This is a genomic window from Betaproteobacteria bacterium, from assembly GCA_009377585.1.
Classification (GTDB): domain Bacteria; phylum Pseudomonadota; class Gammaproteobacteria; order Burkholderiales; family WYBJ01; genus WYBJ01.
In genome coordinates this window covers 23,429-47,031 of record WHTS01000015.1, presented here as the reverse complement: position 1 = coordinate 47,031, position 23,603 = coordinate 23,429, and the positions used below count along the sequence as shown (strand labels likewise).

Sequence of the window (23,603 nt, the reverse complement as noted above, 5' to 3'; positions counted from 1 at the left end):
ATCAAATTTTCTCGGGCAACGAAATCGTGAGCGTAAACGGAGGCTGAAGCAAATATGGAAAAGGTGAAGGCCGCATCTGCGGCAGGTTTGATTGCAACCCTCGTGATCGGTTCGATGCTGCTCATGAACAATGCCGTTCATGGCCTGCCCAACGTTGAAATCGGCAAGATGCTGGCAGCGCTGCTGGGAGAACCGAATCACGTCTTTTGCGGCTGGCTCGCTTTCCTCGTTCTCGGTATCTTCATTTGCAGCAACCTGTACGCATTTCTCGCGCCGAAGATTCCCATCCGGTCTTTTCTGGTCAGCGGGCTGTTGTTCGCGCTCGTATGCTGGCTCATCCTGATGGTCGTGCTCTGGCCGCTCGTCGGCGCCGATCCGTTCCTCCTCAATCGAGGCCACATTGCAGCGGCCGTTACGCTCGTGCTGAGTCTCGTGTACTGGCTCGTCTTCAGCATTGCCTATCGATGGCTTTGGGCGCCCGGGAGCGGTACCAACAGGCAGCAGGCCAAAGCATGAATCGGCGGTCATTGCCGAGCGCGCGCACCGACTGACGCCTGACCGCGCTAGTGCTGTTGCACGGACAATGCGCCCTATCGATGCCGAAGACTTTATGAAGCAACAGCGCCCAGCTCGTGAAGTGCTATCGCATCGAATCGACGCGCGTGATCATTGCGGCGTTATGCCCACGCTCTTGATCACCTTGTTCCACTTCTCGTACTCGACGCGAAGAAAGCGGCCGAGCTCCTCCGGGCTGCTGCCGATCGGCTCGACGTTGTAAGCCGCGAGCCGCGCGCGCAGCTCCGGTGTGGCGAGCGCGGCGACGAGCGTTTCACCGACTTCACAGGCAGTGCGGTCGAGACGAACAGGATGATCGGCGAGATTCCCACCAGCGACACCGGTGCGAGATCCCGGAACAGGTCGTAACCGAGCTTGCGGTATAGGGACGGCCCGATCGAAAGCGGGCCGAGGTTGGCGTACAGGATGGTATGACCGTCGGGTGTGGCCTTGGCGACGATCGCGGTTCCCACCGTTCCGCCCGCGCCACCGCGATTGTCGATCACGATCTGCTGCTTGAGGTTGGTCCCCCAAGGCTCGACCAGGGAGCGCCCCACCGCATCCATCGAGCCGCCCGGCTCGAACGGCACGACCATGCGGATCGGCCGATTCGGGAACGGCTGGCCGAGTGCCGCCGCACTGACAACGAGCGACAGGGCAAGCGCACAGGACGACATCAATCGCGTCATGACTTCTCCTCCGGGGTCAAAGCGAAAGGGACTACTTCAAGCGCGCTTCCAGCCAGTCCGCAACGTAGTCGATGCCGACCTGGCGGTTGTCCGCCTGGCAATGCTCGAAGCCGCCGTCCTCGCGCGAGAAAATCTTGAGCGTCTTGTCCTTCGATCCGACGGCACCGTACAACTGCTCGGCCACATCGCGCGTCACCAGCTTGTCTTCCGCGCCCATGGTGATCAGCATGGGACAGGTGATCTTGTCCGCCACGCCGTGCAAGGTGAACTTCTTCAGCTTCTACATCGCCGCATCCATGTCCGCGACCCCCATCACCCACGGCAGCTGGAAATGCGACGTCGCGACGCCCTTGCCATCCTGCTTCATCGCCGCCCAGCGCTTCTCCCAATTGGCGTGATAGTCGTAGTGCGGCCCCCAGGCAATGCAGGCCGCATAGCGCTTCTCGAACGCGGCAGCGCGCGGGGCATAGTAGCCGCCGGCGCTGTATGCGCCGATCGCGACGCGTGCAGGATCCACGTCGGCGCGACTCGCGACGTACTCGTATGCCGGCGTGCCCGCCGCCTCGTAGTCATAGCGCGAGGGAATATTTCGCAGCCGCAACGATTCGCCTTGTCCCGGTCCGTCGATGGCGAGGGTATGCATTCCGCGAAACGCGAGCTCGACACCGGCGAAGAGCACGCTCATCTCCTTGCAGTTGTCGAGTCCGTCGAACAAGACCAGCGTGGGCGCGCGTCCCTTGGCATGCGGCGACTTCATGAAATAGGCGGCGAGCGACCTGTCTTCATAGGGGACGTCGACCCGCTCCACGTTGGGGTAACGGCGCTCGAGGCCTTCGTGCGCGCAGCGCAGGCTCTTGCGATAGGTGTCGAGCTTCTTCTCGCCCGGAGCCACCATGCGCTCGGCCGTGTAGTAGTAGTTGGCTGCGCGCAGATAGCAGTTGCCCGCCGTGGCGTGCCTGCCTGCAGCCGCCGCGGTGTCGGCGAAGGCTTCGATCCGGGCCGCGAGGGCGCACCACTCTTCCCACCAGGCGTCGTCGGAATGCGTGCGCTGGTGCAGGCGCTGCACGACCTCGTCGATCTCGCCCAGCGCCACGGCATTCCATGGCGCCATGCCCTTGGTAATGAGGGTTGCATTCGAATACTGGTGGTTGTCGGCGAAGCTGTCGGTCCAGTTGCCCGGGTAGAACATGACGCCTCCCGTTCTTTTGCTTGGTGAGATCCTGATTATTGCATCGACTCGGCATACCGGGTCCCTCCTGCACGCAAATAGCAATGCCTCTTCTTCGAGCTCATCCGGTTTTCGATAAGCGCCTGGCCGCGAGGCAGCGGGCGTGTCGACGCGCGGCCGAGGCCACGGCTGCTTCGATGCTAGACTTCCCACCGGATTCATGCTGGTGGAGGAAAGCGCCATGGCCACTGCTACGATCACCTTCGGTTGCTCGCTGAATCAGGCCGAGCCGCATCATGTCGCGGAGTTCGCACAACGGGCCGAAGCATTCGGCTACGATCGGCTCGTTGCCGGCGAGCACGTCCAGGACGGCAACCCGCCGATTCCGCGCATCCTGTCGCTGCCGGTGCTGGCGGCGGCAGCCGCGGCGACCCGGCAAGTGCGGGTCATGAGCGGAATCGTGATCGCGCCGCTCTACCATCCGGTGATGCTGGCGAAGCTCGTCGCCACGGTCGACCGCATCGCCAATGGCCGGCTCGATTTCGGCATCGGCATCAGCGGCCAGCGCAGCACGCGCATCGAATACGACATCCTCAACGTGCCGGTGGAAACGCGCGGGCGGCGCACCAACGAGATGCTGCCGCTGCTGCGCCGGCTATGGACCGAGCAGCACGTGACGCACAAGGGCGAGTTCTATCAGTTCGAGGATGCAACCCTGCTGCCGCAGCCGGTGCAGAAGCCCTGTCCGCCGATCTGGATCGCAGGTCGAAGCGACGCCGCCATGAAGCGCGCCGCGACGCTGGGCGACGGCTGGTATCCCTATCTCTTCACCGTGCGGCGCCTGAAAGAAAGCAACGAGACGATACGCACGGAGGCCCAGGCTGCGGGACGCGACTTGGCGAATTTCCGCTTCGGCGTCGCGCAGCCGACCTCGATCTCGGAGGATCGCAGGGAAGCTCTGGCAGTGGCGGTGAAGAATCTCGGCAAGTACGCCACGGCCCAGCGCAGCGCCGAGGACGTCGCCAAGGGATTGTGCCTTACCGGCACCGTTCAGGACTGCATCAAGGGAATCCAGGATCGCATCGACGCCGGCGTACGGCACATCAACCTCGCGTTCCTCGCCAAGGACGAGCAGGATGCGTACCGTCAGATGGAGCTGGTGGCAACGCAGGTCATTCCGAGCTTCCGCTGACAGGCGGTTTATCGAGCGTTCCCTATTTCATGTCACGCTCGTCCCTCACCCCCAACCCCTCTCCCGGGGGGAGAGGGGAGCGTCGCGTCCGTATTGGACTGTCGTCCAATACGGAACGATCAATAGGGATGCTCTGAAAAACGTCATTCCCGTGGAAACGGGAATCCAGGATGCACTTGAATTCGCTGGACTCCCGCGTGCGCGGGAGTGACGTCAGAATAGGATAATCAGCGGTTCCTTTAGGGCTTCATGATGAGCTTGCCCATGACCTCGCCGGACTCGAACACGCGATGCGCGCGTGCGGCCTCCGCCAAGGGAATGCGGTCGTAGATCGGCACCTTGATCGTGCCGTCCTGCAGCATGCGAATCAGCGCGTTGGTGGCGCGCGCGCGCAGCTCGGGCCAATCGTCCAGGGTATGAATGGAGAAGTATCGATAGGCCAGGCTGCGCACGGGGGCCTTCTCGACGGCGGCGGCGAGATCGCCTTGCGGCGGGCCTCCCATGCGCCCGTAGAGCATCAGCATGCCGAAGCGATCGAGACAATCGAACAGCGAGATCATCCCGCTGCCGCCCGCGATCGTCAGGATCAGGTCCACGCCGCACCCACTGGTCAGTTGCCGGACCTGCGGCACGATGTCGCCTTGCGTTCGGTCGACGATTGCGTCGGCGCCTTGCGCGCGAGCGAAAGCGCCTCGCGCCTCGGTGCTGACCACGCCGATGACGTGTTTGCCGGCGGCCTTGGCGAGCTGCACCAGCGCCGTACCGACACCACCTGCAGCCGCCATCACCAGAACGGACTCGTACTCAAAGCCCTTCAGCGCGCTGTTCAGCAGATGCCATGCGACCTGATAGTTCGCGAGCCCCGCCACCTGGTCGAGATCGACGTTCTCCGGCACGGGATAGATCTTGTGCTCCGGCGCCTTCACGTACTCGGCATAGCAGCCGGCGCGCTCCTCGAACTCGCGCGCGGAGACGAACACCGGCTGACCGACGCGGAGTGTGCGCACCCCGGCACCGGTCTTCACGATCGTCCCGCTCATCTCGATGCCGGGGATCGCGGGGAGCTTCGGCATCCAGCGATAGGTGCCCTTGCGCACGTATGTCTCGGGCATGCAGACGCCGATCGCGTGCGCCTTCACCAGAACCTCGTCCGCGCCGGGCTCCGGCGTCGGCAACTCGACGTACTCCAGGACTTCCGGTCCCCCGGTATGGGTGATGCGGATGGCCTTCATTCGGTCTCCTCCCGCTCGCAGCGTCCGATGATTATAGGCGCGACCCCTCCATGTTCTCACACGCAAGATGCAAGACCCGCCCTTGTGATTATTGATCGTTCCGTATTGGACGACAGTCCAATACGGACGCGACGCTCCCCTCTCCCCCCGGGAGAGGGGTTGGGGGTGAGGGACGAGCGTGACATGAAATAGGGAACGCTCGATAGAATGCGCTGATCGCCCAAACGGTGCCCGTTCATGTCGAGCTTGGATAACCGCCCCGTAGCTGCCCTCACGATCGCCGGTTCCGACTCCGGCGGAGGCGCCGGCATCCAGGCCGACCTCAAGACCTTCGCCGCGCACGACGTGCACGGCTTGTCCGCGTTCGCCGCCCTGACCGCTCAGAACACGCGGGTCGTGACTGCGGTACACGTGCCGCCGGTGTCGTTCCTGCGCGCCCAGATCGACGCCTGCTTCGACGATTTCCGGATCGGCGCGGTGAAGCTCGGCATGCTGGCCAACGCGGCGATCATCGGCGCGGTTGCCGATGCGCTGGAGCATCATGTGCCGTCGCATATCGTGCTCGACCCGGTCATGGTGGCGACCAGCGGTGCGCGGCTGCTGGAGCCGGATGCGCTCGATGCGTTGCGTGCGCGGCTGCTGCCGTTGGCGACGATCGTGACGCCGAACATTCCCGAGGCCGAGCTGCTGCTCGGCCATCCGATCGAGCACGCTGCGGCCGCCGATGCCGCCCTGGACGAGCTGCTGGTGCTGGGCGCGCGGGCGACGTTGCTGAAGGGCGGCCATTTGAAGGGCTCCGGCAGGATGGTCGATCGATTTCACGACGGTCGGGACTCGGCCGCATTCACGCACGACCGCCTCGATGTCGAGGGTCATGGCACCGGCTGCACGCTCGCGTCGGCGATCGCCGCCAACCTGTGTCGGGGTGCTTCGCTCCCCGACGCGTGCACCGCGGCGACCGACTACGTGCACGGTGCGTTGCGGCACGCGACTCGTCCGGGCCGCAGCCACGTGGCGGTGCTCGATCACTTCTGGAGGCAACACCCATAGGATGCGGCGCACGGCGCCGAGACGATCGAAAGTTTGCGAGGGCGAAGCATCGGCGCGGCTGTTGTCGAATGGAACGCACGGGGGTTACTTTGGCTGAGCGTATAGAAACGAAGCTGTTCACGGACGAGCTCTGGCACTCGATCGAGCCGATCTACGCTGCGATCCTGCGCCACCCGTTCATCGCCGGGCTAACCGACGGATCGCTGGAGCGCGAGCGCTTCGAGTTCTACGCCGTGCAGGATGCGCTCTACCTGCGCGAGTTCGCCCGCGCGCTCGCGATCGCCGCGGCGCGCGCGCCCAAGGACGACTGGATCGTCATGCTGGCCGAACACGCCGCGGGCGCGCTTCGGGTCGAGCGGACACTGCACGAGGGCTTCTTCCAGGAGTTTGGTCTCACGACCGAAGCCGTGATCGCTACCCCGCTGGCACCCACCAACCTGGCGTACACCCACTATTTGCTTGCGATTGCATACGGAGCGCCATTTCACGAAGCGCTCGCTGCACTCCTGCCGTGCTACTGGATCTACTGGGAAGTCGGCAAGCAGCTGACGCGTGCGGGGTCGCCGAATCCGCTTTATGCGCGCTGGATAGCGACCTACGGATCGGAGGAATTCGGCACTATCGTGGCCGCGGTGCTGGCGACGACCAACGAGGTTGCTGCCGGGCTTGGCGAAGCCGAGCGCAACGCCATGCGCCGGCATTTCCGAGCGACGAGCCGCTACGAGTGGATGTTCTGGGACATGGGTTACCGGTGCGAGCAATGGCCGTTCGAGCCCACGCCGGCTGCTCCCTGAACGATCATGAGACTCACGACACGCACCGGCGCTTGCGTGCCGACGCGGTCGGCGCCGAATTCAACGCAGTGGTGGGAACGGCCGGACTCGTAGCTAACCCTAGGATACCGAGTCCTTGACCTGCTTGCGCCGCATCCAGGCCATGAGCCCGAGACCGAGTAGTGCGAGCGATGTGGTGCCCGATACCGGCACCTGCGCCGTCTGCGCAAGCACGTTGACGTCTCCGGTGGTCGGCGGAATCGCGTAATCGAGCGACATTGCCCCGGTAAAAGGATCCAACGGCCGGCAAAGGCTGTTGGCGGAATCCTGATCGGTCACCGCTCCCACATCTATTAGAGGATCAAAGGGCACACAGCGGAAACTGACCGGCGTCGGTCCGAACGGTGCGTCGCCCAGAATTTCGAAGCTCACATCGAGCAATGTACCGCTATTCGGATCCTGCTCGATGCCACTCGAAAAGATACCCAGCGTCGCGCTGCCAAGTACTTGATTGACGTCGATCTCGAAAATATCCCCCAACAACTGAAGATCGCCATAGCTCGATGAAACATACTTCAGCCGATCGGGCTGGAACGTAACGAACACCGTTGCTCCGATCAGCCCGTCGGTGGATCCATCAGTGGTCAGGTCTTTCAGCGAAACCACAATGGGATCGCCGCGAAACCCACTGCCAGCGGATACACTGAAGATCGGCGACGCCGCTACCGTCGCGCTTATGACCGTGAGCCCAATGCCGATTGCATAGCGCAGTTTTGCTTTCACTTCATCTCCCTCGGGGCATCCATCGATACTCGCGCATCGATCGCGGCGCAGATTGCCTGCTGCGCGCTTGCGTTCCGCCAGTATGCAACTGGCCTAAAGGCTCTGCAACCACTTGTTGCAGTGTAAAAATTCCCGACGCCAAGCTCATTCTCGAAGCGTGAACAAGTGCTCAGATCACGGCCGTCGCAGCCGGCGCCACCGGCAGCGTCACCTTGAGCATGCTGTTCGGATTCTTCCCGCTCGCCCCCTCGGTGACGAAAACGCGCTTCCATTGCGCGCTTTCGGGCAACGAGGCGCCCAAAGGACCGGCTGCACGGAAGTCGATGAACGGCACATCGAGCGTCTTGACCTTGTCGGCCTCCTCGCCGCCCATGCGCACAGCGGAAAACGGCTCGGCATCCAGGACGAGCTGCGCCGCACGAGCGGCCTCGACCAGGGCGCGATCCGGCAGCGGCGGAATCTCCGGCCGATCCATCCCCGATCGCTCCAGATTGACGCGCGCCGCATCGGCCGCTGTGATGAAGCGGTTTTCGTCGATATCGGCCACCATCAGCGGATTGATGTCGGCCCAGGCCGGGAAGCCGTTCGCGGCTCGCCCCGGAATCTTCAGGATGAGCTGCACGTCCTCGATCTCGTATGCTTCGCTCGCGTTTGCATCCCCCAGGTACCCGACCAGGTGGAACGCATCGTCGTCGGCGCATTCGACCAGCTGGCCGTTGATCTCGACCGCTCCTATGTCGATGTAATGGCGCGCCTCGTAGGTTGCCGCGAGCGGCACGTGCGCTTCCAGGCTGAGCAGCGTCACCGTGCCTGCGGCGATCGTCGTCGATGTTTCGATACGGATGCGTGCAAGCCCGGGCTGGGTAGTATCGAAGACGACAGTGCTGCCTGCGGGCAGGCCCGCCGCTGCTTCGGCCCCGACGATCTCCAGATACGCCGGGTCGTATGCGATCTCCAGCACCACCGAGGTGACCTCGCCCGCGCTGGTGAGCGTGAGCGGTAAGCCCTGCCCGAGCGCCGCGGGGACGTCCACGTCCTGCCCCGGCCCGCGCATGAAATCGGGTAGACCGACCTTGATCGCGGTCGGCGGCGCCACCGAGAACGTCGTGATGTAGTCGCCGCCCGCCGCATCGTCAACGTCGCCGTCGAGATCGCCGCGGGTGGTATGGGTGAAGGCGGATGGGCCGCTCTCGAGCGTCACCGTGTAGGCATCCGACGCGAATGGGCTGCCGTTCTTCAGGAACCGGAAGCCTTTGCCGTCGGCGTCGTGGATGAGCGAGCCCGCGATTACTCCGGAGGCCGCTCCGCGCACGATCACGTCGGGTGCGCTGACGTACAGACTTATTACGCTCGGATCGAAACTGTCGTTGAAGCGCACGGCAAAGCTGTTGCAGTCCGGATCGAACGAGACGACCTGCAGCGGTCCCTCGACCGGCTGCACCTCGAGCGCGACCGTGCCGACCGCCTCGCCGCCGAAACCGTCCATGACGCGGTAGCTGAAGCCGTCGCTGCCCTGGAAGCCGGCCTGCGGCGTGTAGATGAACGAACCGTCGTCGAACACCTGCACCGTGCCATGCTGCGGATCGGTGAAGAACGAGACGCTCAGCGCATCGCCGTCCGGATCGATGTCGCCGGCGAGCACGCCTTCGCTCGCGGCCACGTTGAGCGCCTGGCCTTCGAACAGCACGTAGCTTTCGTCATCGGCCACGGGCGCATCGTTGACGGGTGCGACCGATACTCCGACGCTCGCCACGTCGGACGCGAGGCTGCCATCGCTCGCCCGGTAGGTGAAAGCGTCCGACCCGAAGTAGTTCACATCCGGCGTATACGTGAACGTGCCGTCCGCGTTTGCCGAGAGCGCGCCGTGCGCGGGCGCGGTGACGATCTCGATCGAAAGCGCTGCCGCACCCGTATCGATGTCGTTCACCGCCGCGGCCAGGTCAATGACGGCGCTCGTATCTTCGTCGGTCTCGACGCTCAGCGGCTCCGCGCTCGGCGCATCGTTCACCGCGCTTACATCGATCGCCACCGTGGCGACGTTGCTCGACGCCTGGTCGTCGAACAGTCGGTACGCGAACGTATCGGCGCCGAAGAAGTTCGCTTGTGGCGTGTAAGTCACCGTCCCGTCGTCTTCGATGATCGCACTGCCGTACTCGGGCCCGGTGACGATCTCCACCGTCAGCGCATCCCCCTCGGCATCCGCGTCGTTCGCCAGCACGTCGATCGCGACACTGCCGTCTTCGGCGACATCGGCCGTGTCGTCTTCCGCGACCGGAGCGGTGTTGCCGCCTTCGGTCAGAAAGCGGACGTTGTCGATCGTCACCGCGCTGCCGGTACTGCCGAAGCCGAGCAGGTCGAAGTACAACGTCAAAGCCTGCCCCGCATCCAGACCGGCGAGATCGAGGGTAACGGTGATGGGGGAAGCGATCGCGGCAGACAGCGTATCGCCGGCAATCCCGATCAAGCTGACTCCGGTCGAGCGATAGATGCGGCCGTCGGCCTGAATGTTGAGCGCCGCATCGCTATGCGTGAGCCCGACCTCGCCGGAAACCGAAGCCATGGTTGCCGCATCGAGCAACGCAAACTCGAACGCGTCGACCGGTCCGCCGCCGAGAGCATCGAAATCGGCATCGAGCAGATCAAAGGCGAGCCCGACCGCACCGGTCGGGACGATCACGGTCTGCGTCAGGCGCGAAACGAGCCGCGGATCTTCGCGCAGCACGCCGGTGCCGTTGCTCACCTCCGCGCTGCCGCGGACCGACCAGCCGAAGCCGGATTGATCCGGGCTTGCGACCGAGAAGGTGCCGTTCTGTACGCCGGTCGCGGTCGCCGTCATCGAAACGGTGCTGTCCAGGGCGTCGCTTAACAGCAATGCACCCGGCAAGGAACCGCGGTCGACAAGGTCTTCGCCGGTGGCGGCGATCACGTCGTCGACCGGCTGCAGCGCGAGTGCGGGGGTTTCGAATTCACCTGCAATGGCAGCGCTGGATGTCACACCCGCCGGCGGATCAGCGCTCGACACCTCTTGCGGCAGCAACGACGCCGCAGCCGGCAAGCGGCGTATGCCGGGCGCGAGGTCTGCCGTCATGATCGATTCCCGGCCGCCGATCCGTGGCTCGTCGGCGTAGCCGAACACATGCCCAAGCTCGTGCGCCAGCACCGTCAGCAGGTCGTAGCGCCCGTCGGCGACGCTGCCAGCAGCCGCGTCGAGCGTCGTGCCGGCGGCTGGCGCGAACTCCTCGTTCAAACCTGGCGTGGAATCGACGAACCAGCCCAGGCCTGCGGCATCGCGATCGACCAGTATGCTCCACGGCCCGGCACTCTGAGTGGCCATGGTCATCGCCAGGACGCCGCTGTCCAGATCCGAGATCGCGACATGGATGCCAGAGGCCGCGGCGATGCCGGCATCCACGATGCCGCCCCAGGCGTCCATCGCCTGATCGAGCAGATCGTCGGGGACGGCTTGCAAGTTCTCGGCGGGGTTTAACGCGCTGCCGGACAACCCATCGGCGAGCAGCGGCGCCGGCGCCGGAACCGGCATATAGGTGGCGTCCCTGAACACGTAGGCGTGAAAGTGATTCCGATGTCCGCCTTCGTTGTTCACTGCCTGGCCGGCAATTTCCTCGACGATGCGTTCGATCGTTGTGTACGAAATGCCCAGATAGACTTGGAGCCCGAGAGCAGTTGCCGCCTGCTCGAAATCGACCATGTCCTCGACCAGTCTGCGCTCGTCGTCGTGCAGGCGAACGATGCTCGCCTCTCCGATCTCGGCGATGAGATCGATCACATTCTGATCCGTGATTGCCGAGAACTCGGCTGTGTAGAACTGCTTCTTCGCTTCGATGCTTGCGTCGACGGCGATGGCAAGCGCGTTAATGGTGGCATCCGGACTGTTCGTGAGCGTGGAGATGCGCGTCAGGCTGGCGAGAGTGCTGTCAATGTCGATGACGCGCAACCCCGTCCAGTTCTCCGCCTCATTGCCGTCGACCATGAAGTCGATGTCCAAGCCACCCTTGTGCGTGGAGTGAAACATCGTCCCGATCGTATCGCCGTAGAAATTGCTCACAGCGATCACCCGATGCCCCGAGCGGTTCGACTGCCCGGAGGTGGCACGTTCGATCAGATCGATCGCCCATGTCGTTCCGTAGGCCTCGTTGTCGCCGAGCGGCGTGAAGGCAGCACTGTTTGCGAACCAGCCGGCAAACCTGTAGTACGGGCTCGCGAGGTCGATATTGCGCCACTGCGGCGCGTTCGTCGCATTGAGCCACGAGCGCGTCTGGGCGTCGACGAGTCCGCCCGCGAGCGCGCCCCCGTAGCCGAGATTCTCGCGGTAGGGATTGCCGCGATCGGACCGGTTGGCGCCAGTCGTGAATATTGCGGCCTGGAACAGTTTGATCGCCTCGACGAACGGGTCGTCGTACTGGCGCGTACCGACCGTCCTGTCCGGCTGCGCGCGTCCGGTCAGCTTGAAATCGATCTGTCCGGCCGACCGGCCCGGATACGGCGGCGAGCCCAAGCTGCCGGTGCGAGTGGCGATCGCCGCGGCCGACGGGTTCTCCACTTGGCCGCCCCAGCCCGGATAGCCGAAATAACGCAACCGCTGCTGAACGCGGTAGACGTCGAGCGGCCGGTTGGCGGGATTTTCGTCCGGATCGCCGACGCTCGAAGACAACGTCATCGACGTGAAGCCGGGCGTCGCCGCGGAGCCCTCGCTCAGCGGGACTTCGATCAGGCCGCGCTCGAACGTAGTGCCATCCGCGGACACCCAGCCGACGACACCACGCGCCACGCTGGGCGCGAGCCGCTCGCCGGGACGCAGCCCGCGGACCTGCGCGGGATCGACCGTGGGTAGCAGGTAGAACGTGCCGCTCGTCTCGAACGTGGCCGAGCCGGGGAACAATCTGCCGTCGAGCGACTGCATCACGCGCTCGCGCTGATCGGCCAGCGTGAGTCCCGCGTACCGGACGGTCGCCACGGTGCCATTGAGGAAGGTATCCGGGAGAAGAAAGAAGGTTGCGCCCGCGGGCGCGCCGAGCAAACTGGCGAGATCCACTTCGACGACGTCGCCGAAGAGCTTCGTCGGGGTGGCGGCGAGAACCGTCGAGCCGCCCGGAATTCCGGCCGTCGCGAGACCTGTCACCCCTGGCAGAATCACGCCCGGACGATTGATGTTGTAATCGGCAATGCCGTCCAGGTTCACATCCAGGCGGTCCAGAGGATTGCGCTCGCGAATGAATTCCGACGTGGAGGTCGCCGCGAGCACGAGCTGCTCCACGTCGAAGGTCAGCTCGGTGTTCACGCCGCGATACGCCGCGTAGAGCAGCTTGCCGTCGATGCTCAGGGCGAGCCGGTCCGCAAATCCGTAGGGCACGGGCGTGGTTGCGCCCAGGTACTCCGGGCTCGGCCCGAAGGGATCCTTGATCACGCCGACCTTCGCGCCCCACTCCCTCGTGTCGAGGTCCGCCGTCGAAGTGGCATTGAAGGAAAGCGGGAACACCGGCTGCCCGTAGTCCAGCACGAAGGCGAAGGAAAAGTCCGGCAGCACCGCGATCGCCCGCGGATTGTGGATGGAAAGGTCGATGCGCCGCGGGTGATCGATGATGGTCTCTATGGCTTCGACGGTCGCGCTGAACGATGCCGGGTTGTCGTCCTCGATGACAAGGCGCATCACGCCGTTGGTGTTGTCCAGCATGTTCGCGAACATCAGCCGATGCGGATTGGGCGTCGCGACGATGCCGGTCGGGTACACACCCGACTCCGAACTGCCGCTCGGAGCAGGATCGATCTCGGCAATCTGCTGGCGCCAGCCGCGTGCGTCTGGCGGCTCGCCAGAGACCGGGCGGTCGAGCGGATCGACGTTGATCACGAGGATGCTGCCGGCCGTCCGGCCGCCCTCGTACCAGCCGGGTTCGGCGCCAGCGCGATAAAGCTGCGTGCGCGCTGCCGTGACGTACATTCGCCGTCCATCGGCGCTGATCGCGAGTCCGGTGATGCCGCTGAACGGATCGCTCGAGGTGAGCGTGATGACCTGCTCTGCCGCATTGAATGGATCGCTCATCGCCCTGACGATGTCGATGACGTAGATCTGGTCGGCACCGGCGGCAGCATAGAGATAGCGGCCGGCCGGATCGACCGTCATCGCGTCGAACACCGGAAGACTGGAGAAGCCGGCGAGTACCTTGACGTGGTGGATGTCCCGATACGTCAGCAGGTCGATTACCGCGACTCCGCCGGACTTCAGGGCGGCATAAGCGCGGGTGCCGTCCGCCGTCACGACCACGCTGCCGCGACGCTCCACCTGGGCCCCGTTGTTCAGGGGAATCGAAAACAGTCGCTGGCCGCCCTCTGGAGAGAGGATCTCCACGGCTGCCGCCGAGGCGCCCACGACCACACTCGAGCTCGCCTGCGTGATCTTGAACGGCTGGCTGCGAAACACCTGCGAGCTCGAATTGAGCACCCCGCCCGGACCGACTCCCGCCACGGTTATCTTGCGTACCAGCGTGAGCTCCGCAAGCGCGAGCGGCACATTGGCGGGCAGGTTGACGGTAAGGCTGTTGGCGACGACGTTGGAGCCGGGCACCGGGACGACGAGCGGCGTCGTCTGCCCCGCCTGCTTGATCTCCAGAGTCACCTCCGGAACGACGATTCCCGCCATTCCGGGAACGGCGAAGTTCTCGCCACTGATGAGCAGCGTCGTCCCACTGGCGCCGGGATCGACCTGGACGCTGCTGATCCGCGGCGTGTGCGTAGTGTAGTTAACCGCCGGTGGCGCGAGATCGATGCTGATGGCATCCAGGTCGGAGTTCGCCGCAACCGCCGTGACCTGCTCCGAATAGCCGCCACTGCCGTAGACGCGCACCACGACGGTAAAGGCATCGCTTTGTGGCACTGGCATGGGTAGCGAACCGGCGGCGACGCCGTAGGCAGAACCCGCAGACTGGATGAAGATCGCCGCCGTATCTATGCCGGGAGACGCGATCAGGCGACGCGTCGACTGCGCCTGAACGATCGAGTAAGTTCCCGACACGTGAATGCCAGGGTAAGGCGGCGAGCTGGTCCGCACCATGCCATGATCGTCGACCACCCCGCTTTCGACCAGCAGCCACAGGTCGCGGAAACTGCCGTCGGCCTCCGGCAGCTTGGTGAGGAGCATGATTTCGACGGGCGTGCCGGGTGCCGCGGCGGCAGCAGGACGAAGGGCAAGCTGTGCGGGTGTGTCGAGCGTTTGTCCTGCGAGATCGAGCTCGAACGCGCCGAGCCCGGTGAACAGATCCGGCAATGCGACGGGCAGCGCGTCCAGCGCCAAGCGTTGCACGGTGACGGGCACTTCGTGATCGAGATCGCCCGGCGCGATGGCGATGCTGACTTCGTCGTTGCCGACGACCCCACCTTGCGCGCCGACCGCCGAACCGCTGGGATCCGGCGCGTCTACGGCGACCATCACCACTTCGCTCGCACCGCCGTTGATGACCGTGATCTCGCTGAAGCCCGGTAGGAGTCCCGTCACCAAACCTGAATCGCTCACCGATACCACATCGGGATTGGCGACGATGTAGATGGTTCCGGCACTCGGAACCGCAAGGTCGACACCGTCGCTTGTCTTGATCAGCAGTTGCCGAGTGCCCCTACCGGCCGCCACGGTGACTGCATGCGGAAACAGAGCGAGTTGCGGCAGGGTCGGGAGCGCTTCGCCTGCATCCTGCTCCCCTGTATCGGGGAAGCGCGGGAAGGCGTTCACCGCCGCGATCCGCGACCGGCCCTGCGCCGAGATCTCGACGATGGAGTACCCCTCTGCGAAAGCACGCAGCGCACCGTCTGCCGTGATACCGATGATTCCCGGGTTTGTCGAAGTGATCGACAGATACGATACGGGCAGGAGGACGCCCACTTCGTCCGAGAAATCGCCGGTAACGTCGAACACGAGCTCGTCGCCTATCCAGAGAAAGTTTGGAAGCTCGACGTGAATGCGCTCCAGCGGCGCATCGCTGATGTTCACGCTGATGATGCCAGGCTGCGAAGCGCCGTAGCCGTCGTCGGCAACCAGCGTGAAGCTCGCAATCCCGCTGAAACCCGCTTCCGGAATGAATTGCACGGACCTGCCGTCACTCGCAAGCTGGGCGCTGCCATGACTCGTGCCGATAACGCGTACGAACACGCTATCGCCCTCAGGGTCGTTCAGCAGCCCATCGAGGCGCCCCGTGGCGGGGAGGCCGACGTGGGTCTTGACGTTCGGGGTTGTGATCGTCGGCGGACGATTCGGCGAGTAGCCGAGCGCCTGGAACAGCAGCTGCCGGTCGACCGCGTCGACGCTGCCATCGAAATTGAAATCGGCCGCCTCGACGTAGCCGGGATCGCCTTCGGTGGTGTCCGAAGCCGCGGCAAGAATGTCAACGTCCAGCGCATCGACAATGGCATCCCGATTCGCATCGCCGATGGCGAAGATCTTCAAGCTGTAGCCACCGTCGGTGCTGGCGTTGGCGCCGGCGAGGGAAACAAGCTTCAAGCCCGCCGTGTCGATCCGAAACAGCGCAAAGGCGCGCGTGGCGTCCACCCCGGATGCAATTGGGTCGAGCCCCTCGATTCGAGGAATCGCCGGGGCGAGCGTGCTGCCCGGCTCGGCTTCGAGCACCACTCCGATCAGCGCGGCGCCCCCCGCCGCCGCAGCAATCTCGCTCTCGCGCACGACCAAGCTAAAGTGCGCGCTTTCTCGGGCACCCATGCTACCGGTATGAGGCGTCGCCAGGTAGCGGAGCGCCGTCCCGAGGTCGGCCGTTACCGTCGACACCGCCGCCCCCGCCGCGTAGTCGATCACCGCGCCGCCGCTGGGCCCGCTCGCCAGCATGAGCCGTCCCTTACCTCCCGCCTCGTATGCGTAGCGAGACGACTCGCCCGATTGGAGGTTGCGCGCCCCTACGAGATGACCCGCGGCATCGTAGCTATAGACGAACTGCGTGCCGTCGGGCGCGATCGCGCGCGCGATTCGGCCCGTGGCGTCCAGCCTGAAGCGCAACGCCTCCCCGCCTTGCGCCACGATCCCGCTATCGCTCACCTGCAGCACCATTCCGTCGGCGAACTCGATCTGGGTAATCCCATCCGCCGCGTTCAGCCGATAGCGGGTGCCGTCGGGCGCCGTGAGCATGAACTGCGCGCGCGCCGGTTCCATGCCGACCGGGTTGTAGGGCGCGCCGGTCTCGAGATCGTAGAAGCGATCGCCCGCGCGTAGCAGCTTGGCGCCGATCGACTCCAGCGTCCAGCCGATGCCGGGATCCGCGACCCACGTGGGCGCATGCCACTTGTAGCCCTGCCCCTCGTGCAGCACCGGCGCGAAGGTGAAGCCACCGCGCTGACCGTCGGGAAGCGTCAGATACACACGCGAATCGACACGAATCGGACTGATCGCGCTCGCCACGTCGGTCGCAAAATCGACGTCGCGCAGCGCGAGCTGCCAACCGTTGCCGAACGATCCTGCCACGTCGGCGCTCAGCGAGTCGTAGCGGCGCACGAAATCGATGGTGTGACCCGCGAGCACGGCAGAGAAATCGGTTTCGGTGCGCGCATAGCGACCGACCTTGTCGGCCGAGGCGATTTCCACCAGCAGCTCGAACACCGCAGAGCGTCCGGCGATGTCCGTGGCGGAGAGGCGCAGCCGATAGAAACCGTTGGCGAAGGTGCACGGATCGAGCTCTGCCAACACGGCGTCTGCCCCGGGCGCGCTGCTGCCTCCCGCGAGCGGCATGAACGCGTTGCTTCCGGCGCGCGCGATCTCGAGCGACCAGGCATCGAGATTCTGGTCGGCCACGGTGCCGATGACATCGACCGCCGTGCGGATCAAGGCCGCAGTCAGTGCAGTGGACAGCGACACGGTCGGCGCCGTGGTATCCGCCGGGTCGCGCACCTTGATCAATCGCTCGACCGTTGCCGTGAAGCCGTCGACATCGGTCGCCTGTGCGATCAGCACGATCTGCCCGGGCGCGCTCGGCGTAACGACCGCGCGACCGCGCTCGTCGAGCGCAACGGCCTGCCCATCGACCGTGAGCGAGCGCGTCGCAATGGCCGAGAAGCTGTCGGCGAGCACCGTGACCGTCACCGACTGTCCCGGGAAGGCAGGGAAGCTCGGCGTCAGCTCGATCGTCACATCCGGTGCAACCGGCTCCACGCTGGCACGAATCACCAGCGGCTTGACGGTCGTGGTCTTGCCGTCGCTCAGATTGACGAGAACGAGGTGATCCCCCGCCTGGCCCGGACCCGGTCTCCAGAAGAACACACCTGTCTGCGCATGCAGGCTCGCACCCTCGGGCAGGCCGTCCGCCGCGAACGTCAACGTTTCGCTTTTGTCCGGATCGGAGCCGCCAATGGTGAACCTCAACTCCTCGCCGAGCAGGACGCGATGATCGGCCAGTGTCACCACCGGCGCGCGATTGACGTCGTCGATGCGAACGGCGACGGCGAGGGCATCCTTCGCGCCCGCCGCATCGGCCGCCTCGAACGTCAGCACGTACTCGCCCGCCTGATCGAAGTTGGGCTTCCACTCGAAATGCCCGTTGGAGACGTCGAAGTGCACCCCCTGCGGCAGCGGGCTGGTCGCGCGGAAGACGATCGCGTCGCCGTCGAAGTCGCTGGCTACCAGGAAAAAGCCGAGCAGTTGGTCCTCCTGGCCTCCCAACGGCGGAATGCCGGCGAGGATCGGCGCCTGGTTGGTGCGGGAAACGTCGATGCGGATCGTCTCCTGGCTGCTTGCCTGGCCGTCGGACGCGGTGAGGATGACGTCGAGGTAGCTGCCCTCGGCAAGCAGATTCGGCGCGTAGCGCAGCAGCCCGGTGATCGGATCCAGCGTTGCCGCCGGCGGCAGATTCGCGGCCGAAAAGGTGATCGGATCGCCGTCGGTATCGAGCACCTCCAGCTGCACTTCGAGCAGCGACCCTTCGGCGACGGTCAAATTGCCGACCGGCAGCAGGATCGGGGCTGCGTTGGTATCGCGCACGACGATGTCGATCGTCTGCGTGTCCTCTGCGGGCGTGCCCGCGCCCGCGTTGCCGTCGTCGTGCACTTTGAAGGTCAGGGTGTGCGTGCCGTGGTCGGCGGCCGTCGGCGTCCATTCGAAACGGGCCGTGCCGTATTGAACCGCGGGGACCAACGTGGCCCCGGCGGGCAGGTTCTCGGCCGCGAAGGTCAGTAGATCCTGATCGAGATCGGTCGCACGGACGAAGAACTCGAGCTTCTGTCCGACGAGTGCGACCTTGTCGCCGGTGTACTGCAGACGCGGGGCCTCGGCGGGGGAGTTCGCGGTGATGACGAACTGTCGAGAGGCCGACAGCTGCGCCTTTGGCCCGTCTCCGTCGTCGGTCGCCGTGATGGTGACGACATAGTCGCCCCGATCGTCCGCCTCCGGCGCAATATGGAGCAGCCCGGTGCCGTCGCCGTTGCTCGTCAGCGCGGCAAAGCGCGGCAAGCCAGCCGCACTCAACACGACCGGGTTGCCGTCCGGATCCGGGAAGGCAAGCTCGAGATCGACGACGGCGCCGCGGTCGACGGCAATGTTGTCGATGACCTGCGCCACCGGCGCGCGATTGGCATTGCGCACGTGGATCGGCACGTCGATCGTGGCTGAGCGCGGCGTACCCGTGCCGTTCCCGTCGTCGGTGGCGACGAATCGCACCACGTAATCGTCCGCGGCATCGAAGTCGGGCGTCCAGCGGAAGCTGATCGTTTCCGCGTCGAACGTGGCACCCGGCGGCAGGCCGCTCACCGCATAGGTCACGCTGGGGTCGGTGCCTTCTTGCGGGGTGAGCTGCGTGCCCACGCGATCGCGCGGCGCGAACCCCGGGTTGTCCGGATCGAAAGCGAACGGCCGGAAAGCGAGGGTTTCGCCTTCGAACAAGCTCCAGTCGCCGAGCGCATCGAACACGGGCGGCGCGTTGACGTTGGTTACAGTGAGCGTCACCACCTTCTGCGTGACGTTCACCTCATCGGTAACGCCGAATGAAATCGCATAGGTGCCCGCTTGCGTGAATCCCGGCACCCATTCGAATTCGCCCGTATTCGGGTCGAGGAAGGAACCGGCAATCGGGTAGTTGGTGAAGAACCGCAGCACGTCGTTGTCGAGATCCTGGGCACCCAGCTGGAACCGCACCGGGTCGCCCTCGCGAATGGTGCGGTCCGCCGGCCCCGTGAGCGTGGGCGGTGCGTTGCGCGGCTCGATGACGAGCGTGAAGGAGCGCGTGACGGTGTTGATCCCATCCGTCACCAGCAACTGCACATCGCTATAGATGCCGGCCGCATCGTATCCCGGCGTCCAATCGATCACCCGGGCCTCGTGATCGAAGATCGCGCCGGGCGGGAGATGGTCGGCGAAGTAGGTCAGTGCATCGCCGTCCGGATCCGAGGCTGTGAGGCCGATCTGGATACGCTGCGATTCGGCGCCGATCACTTCGGCCGGAATCTCGTTCACCACCGGTGCACGATTGCCGCCGGCGACGTCGATGGCGAAGGCCTGCGTCGCATGGCCGCCGCGTGTATCGTAGGCCCGCAGCACCACGCTGACTTGCGCTGTGATCCCCGCGGGCGGCGTCCATACCAGCAGGCCCGTTCCGGGATCGAGGGCCATCCCTTGCGGCCCCTCGAGCAGCAGATGCGAAACCGCGACGCCGTCCGGATCAGAGGCGTTCGCGTCGTAGCGATACTCGGCGCCGAGGGTTGCTTGAGTGATGGGATTCGAATCGAACACCGGCGCCGTGTTCGGATAGGGCAATGCGTAGATGCCGTGCCCGATTGCTGCGCGCTGGCTGCCCGGGTTGGAGAACGTGACCGTCTGCGTGACTGTCGATTCGCCGGGCTGCAGGCGAGCGTTCGGCAGCCCTGCGTCCAGGTCGATCAGCCACAGGCCATCCGCGGCGGTGTCGAAGGTGCCGGCCGGCAGCCCCTGGAAATAGCGCGCGGGATCGAGCACCAGTTTGAGCGGCGTCAGCAGATCGAAGTCGCCGACATTGGTGACCCGCAAATCATAGGATACCGTGCCGTCGAGACGATCCGAGCGCGTGCGCTCGAAATCGATCTGCACGAACGCCGAGAAATCCTCGACCGCGACGAACTGCGTCACATAGGGCTCCGCCAGCTCGAGCCCTACGCGGCTGCGCACCGTCGGCTCCACCGTGAGCGTGTAGATTCCGCCGCCCAGCGGATCGAACAGCAGCGTCGCGGTCCGCGCAGCGATGTCGTAGCGGACCTCCTTGATCGCCACTTCCGCGCCGCCCTCGACCGTGAGGCGGTAGTTCGCGGGGTTGACCACGGACTCCGGACGCGACGCTTCTACGGCCGCCATGTCCTGGTCGAACGTCACGCGCACCGACGCGAGCGGCAACGGCACGATCGCTTCGTCGGGCGGATTCACCTGGATGACCATCGGCGCAATCACCGGCGCCAGCACATCGATCTGGTGCGAGTTCGCAATCAGCAGCCGCCCGTCCGGCATCGCCGCGAGCGTCTCGGCCTGCGGGCCGCCGACGGCGACGTCGACCGTCCGCAGAGTCGTGAGGTCGACCATCACCAGAGCGGCGAGATGCGGCCTGCCGATCTCGGTGTGGTTGGAGATGAAGAGCAGGTTCTCGAGGGCGCTGCCCGCGGCGCCGAAGGCGATCGAATCGACCGGCGTATCCAGGCGCAGCATGGCGTGCGGCTGGCCGAGCTGGTCGAACTTCACCACGTCGCCACGTTTCGGCCAGGTCGTGCCCCAGAGCTCGCCGGTCGGGGCGAAGGCAAGGTCGTCCACGCGCAGGTCGCTGAAGTGCGTGAAGCTGTTGTTCGATGGATCGAAGATCTCGACCCCGTCGCCCGAGGACACATAGAGCTTGCCGGTCGCAGGATCGGCAGCGATGGCCTGCGTGATGCTCTCGCCGTGACGGCCCAGGATCTCGCCCGTGGTCGCATCGAGCTCCACCAACTCGCCGCCGCCGGTGCTCGCCCATAGCCGGCCGGTTTTGTCGAGCGCGAGATCGAAGATCGGTTCGTCCAGCTGCGCGAACGGATTGCCCGCCTCACCCCCGTCCTGATCGAACAGATAGAGCTGACCGCGATTGAACCCGCCGCTCGCGATCACCGTGCCATCGGGACGCACCAACAATGCAAGCGGGCCGATGTCGGCATGGCTTTGCGGGATGCCGGTACCGAATGCCGTTGTCGTGAACGGCTTTAGCGTATCGGCAAACTCGGAGGCATTGAGCGGATCCGGCGACGGAACGCCCTGTTCGGCTTCGACGAACAAGGGATTGGTCGAGGGATCAGCGCTCGGCGGCGGCGGATCGCCGATGTCCTGTGTCGTCGAACCGACCTGGAACAGCGTGCCGAGATTCGGGCGCGAGCCGTCGTCCGGCGCGGCCGTATCGGCCGGAGGACGTTCCCGATTACCGGCGTTATCGGTCGACAGCGCGAGGAATTCGTAGCTGTGTCCTTCGCGTCCTTCGTAGATGCCGAAGGTCTCGTTTGTTTGCCGCAGCCAGATCTTCCAATCCCCGCCGTCTTCGGCGACGTACACCGTGGTGTGCTTGACCCCGGAGCCGAAGGGATCGTCGGCTGCCTGCCAGCGCACCTCGTAATCCGCACGCCCGGTGGCGACGGGCGTCGCGGTGAGGCTCGTCTCCGGCGCTTCGGCATCGAGCAGATGCACGATCTCATGCGTTTCGACCGGCGCCGCCGTATCGAAGAAGATACTTGCCTGCGCCCGCAGCTCGTTGCTCGTCTGCGCGCCGAATGCGGCTGCGGCCGAATAACTCACCGATGCCGCGCCCCGGCCCTGCGCGTTGTTCGGGCCCAGCAACCCGCGCGTGGGATCGGCGAGCACTTCGCCGGTCAGCGGATCGATCGCCTGCAGCAGCCACGTGGCGGTCGCGGTCGCCGTGTCGATGCCGGCGCTCACGCGCAGGACGAAGCCCTTGCTGTTCCTCAGATCGAAATCGCCCTGGAAGCTCGCGCGATCGGTCGGGACCGAGACGTTGATGTCCCCGATCTTGATACCGCCCAGGCGGAACGAGCGCGGATTCAATCCCTCGTCCAGCTGCGTCACGATCCGGATCTCGTTCGCCCAGGTGGAGGAATCGGCGGCATTCTCGAAGCTGATGGTGTAGGGCAAGGACTCGAGCGCGGGCACGAACTGGCTCTCGCCGAAACCCTGCGGTCCGGTGATGCTCGCAGCCTGCGCACCGGCGATCGCCTGGTTGAGCAACTCGGAGAAGGTCAGCGCCGAGAGCTCGTTGCTGGCGGCTACGGAAGCGAACTCCGGCAATGCGCCCGTCGCAGGCAATCCCATCCACGGAGAGAAGACGTTGAAGGCCTGGAAATACGTGCCATGCGACAGGCCGAGGTCGTAGTCCTCGAACAACGGCGATGCGGGAACCGGGATCTCGTAGGGCGGGCACTCCTCGGATTCGCGCAAATCGTAGTGATCGATGATCGCCATCTTGCCCGGCTCGTCGCCGTACCAGGCGTGCAGCTTCTCGAAAAAGGCGATCAGGCTGGAGTTGGTGACGAACTGCTCGCCGCCCGCGCCGACGAGCACACCGGAGGCAAGCACACCGAGACGGCTCACGACTTTCGGATCGAGCCGGATGGGCGGGGCCTCGTTCTCCGGGCGCAGCAGTCCGGAATCCTCCAGCGCGGCGAGGTAGCTCGCGACCCACGTGTCCGCGTCCGCGGCGAGATTCACGAGCACTGCATTCGCGGTTGGATCCGCGAGGATCGCTTCGCGCAGCCGCAGCGCTTCGCCGCTCTGGCGCTCGACGAACTCCGCGCGCGTCATCGGCGTGGCCGCCGCCATCACGTTGAAGCGGAACGGGATGTAGAGCGGGTCGCAATCGTCGAGGATCTCTTCCGCAGTGGTGATGTGATCTTCCAGATGGGTCATCAGCGCTTCGAATGGCGTGAGACCGGTTTGCGGATCGACCTCGAAATACGGCTTGGGCAATGCGTCGGTGAGCGTGCGCCGCAAAGCGACCGGGTCGCGGTCCAACATCTCCTTCAAGCCGGCGTACGTCAGCACCGAGAAGCTCATCCCGACATAGCCGTCGGCGACCACGTCGAGGGCATAACCGGGGGCCATCATGAATCCGGTGGTATTCACCTCCGAATCGAGGCTTGCCCACGGCACGTCTTCACGCTGCCCATCCGGCGCAC

At 65.1% G+C, this 23,603-nt stretch carries 10 protein-coding genes (1 of these 10 cut by a window edge); 4 read left to right on the top strand and 6 right to left on the bottom strand.

Annotated elements, in window-relative coordinates:
• Positions 1-54 precede the first annotated feature (54 nt).
• Positions 55-516, top strand: a complete 462-nt coding sequence (locus GEV05_07585) for a hypothetical protein (protein ID MPZ43246.1) — start codon at positions 55-57, stop codon at positions 514-516.
• A gap of 179 nt (positions 517-695) precedes the next feature.
• Here the strand turns inward: GEV05_07585 and GEV05_07580 are convergent, their stop codons facing one another.
• The 3 genes from GEV05_07580 to GEV05_07570 are packed head-to-tail and all read right to left on the bottom strand — an operon-like array spanning position 696 to position 2,655.
• The gene (locus tag GEV05_07580; protein MPZ43245.1) at positions 696-1,244 is read right to left on the bottom strand and encodes a hypothetical protein; all 549 of its coding nucleotides are present in this window, start codon (positions 1,242-1,244) and stop codon (positions 696-698) included.
• Between the two features lie 31 nt (positions 1,245-1,275).
• Positions 1,276-1,506, bottom strand: coding sequence for a hypothetical protein (locus GEV05_07575; protein ID MPZ43244.1), 231 nt, complete (start codon positions 1,504-1,506; stop codon positions 1,276-1,278).
• Between the two features lie 18 nt (positions 1,507-1,524).
• Positions 1,525-2,655, bottom strand: coding sequence for an alpha/beta hydrolase (locus GEV05_07570; protein MPZ43243.1), 1,131 nt, complete (start codon positions 2,653-2,655; stop codon positions 1,525-1,527).
• Between GEV05_07570 and GEV05_07565 the strand changes: the two genes are divergently transcribed.
• Positions 2,633-3,604, top strand: coding sequence for an LLM class flavin-dependent oxidoreductase (locus GEV05_07565; protein MPZ43242.1), 972 nt, complete (start codon positions 2,633-2,635; stop codon positions 3,602-3,604). The genes GEV05_07570 and GEV05_07565 overlap by 23 nt on opposite strands.
• Positions 3,605-3,843: 239 nt before the next feature.
• On the opposite strand, the gene GEV05_07560 is transcribed toward GEV05_07565, so the two are convergent.
• Positions 3,844-4,836: a zinc-binding dehydrogenase gene (locus tag GEV05_07560; protein MPZ43241.1), complete on the bottom strand. Its 993-nt coding sequence runs from the start codon at positions 4,834-4,836 to the stop codon at positions 3,844-3,846.
• Between the two features lie 237 nt (positions 4,837-5,073).
• On the opposite strand from GEV05_07560, the gene thiD reads away from it, so the two are divergent.
• Positions 5,074-5,886 (top strand): bifunctional hydroxymethylpyrimidine kinase/phosphomethylpyrimidine kinase, encoded by an 813-nt coding sequence (thiD, locus tag GEV05_07555; GenBank protein MPZ43240.1) that lies wholly within the window; start codon positions 5,074-5,076, stop codon positions 5,884-5,886.
• A gap of 68 nt (positions 5,887-5,954) precedes the next feature.
• A complete protein-coding gene (gene tenA / locus GEV05_07550; GenBank protein MPZ43239.1) occupies positions 5,955-6,680 on the top strand; it encodes a thiaminase II in 726 nt (241 codons plus the stop codon).
• A gap of 99 nt (positions 6,681-6,779) precedes the next feature.
• On the opposite strand, the gene GEV05_07545 is transcribed toward tenA, so the two are convergent.
• Together GEV05_07545 and GEV05_07540 are read right to left on the bottom strand one after the other, a co-directional pair.
• Entirely contained in the window at positions 6,780-7,442 is a 663-nt protein-coding gene (locus tag GEV05_07545) for a hypothetical protein (GenBank protein ID MPZ43238.1), read from the bottom strand.
• A 169-nt stretch (positions 7,443-7,611) separates the two neighbouring features.
• Positions 7,612-23,603, bottom strand: partial view of a tandem-95 repeat protein gene (locus GEV05_07540; protein ID MPZ43237.1) — the 3' portion only. Its footprint extends 12,769 nt past the window's final position; only the last 15,992 of its 28,761 coding nucleotides appear in the window; the start codon falls outside the window, past its right edge; its stop codon occupies positions 7,612-7,614.

What these genes read in the sequence shown, in the direction of transcription:
- GEV05_07580 (MPZ43245.1), bottom strand. Translation starts at nt 1,244, where the DNA reads ATGACGCGATTGATGTCGTCCTGTGCGCTTGCCCTGTCGCTCGTTGTC.
- GEV05_07560 (MPZ43241.1), bottom strand. Translation starts at nt 4,836, where the DNA reads ATGAAGGCCATCCGCATCACCCATACCGGGGGACCGGAAGTCCTGGAG.
- thiD (MPZ43240.1), top strand. Translation starts at nt 5,074, where the DNA reads ATGTCGAGCTTGGATAACCGCCCCGTAGCTGCCCTCACGATCGCCGGT.
- GEV05_07570 (MPZ43243.1), bottom strand. Translation starts at nt 2,655, where the DNA reads ATGGCGCTTTCCTCCACCAGCATGAATCCGGTGGGAAGTCTAGCATCG.
- GEV05_07565 (MPZ43242.1), top strand. Translation starts at nt 2,633, where the DNA reads ATGCTGGTGGAGGAAAGCGCCATGGCCACTGCTACGATCACCTTCGGT.
- GEV05_07585 (MPZ43246.1), top strand. Translation starts at nt 55, where the DNA reads ATGGAAAAGGTGAAGGCCGCATCTGCGGCAGGTTTGATTGCAACCCTC.
- tenA (MPZ43239.1), top strand. Translation starts at nt 5,955, where the DNA reads ATGGAACGCACGGGGGTTACTTTGGCTGAGCGTATAGAAACGAAGCTG.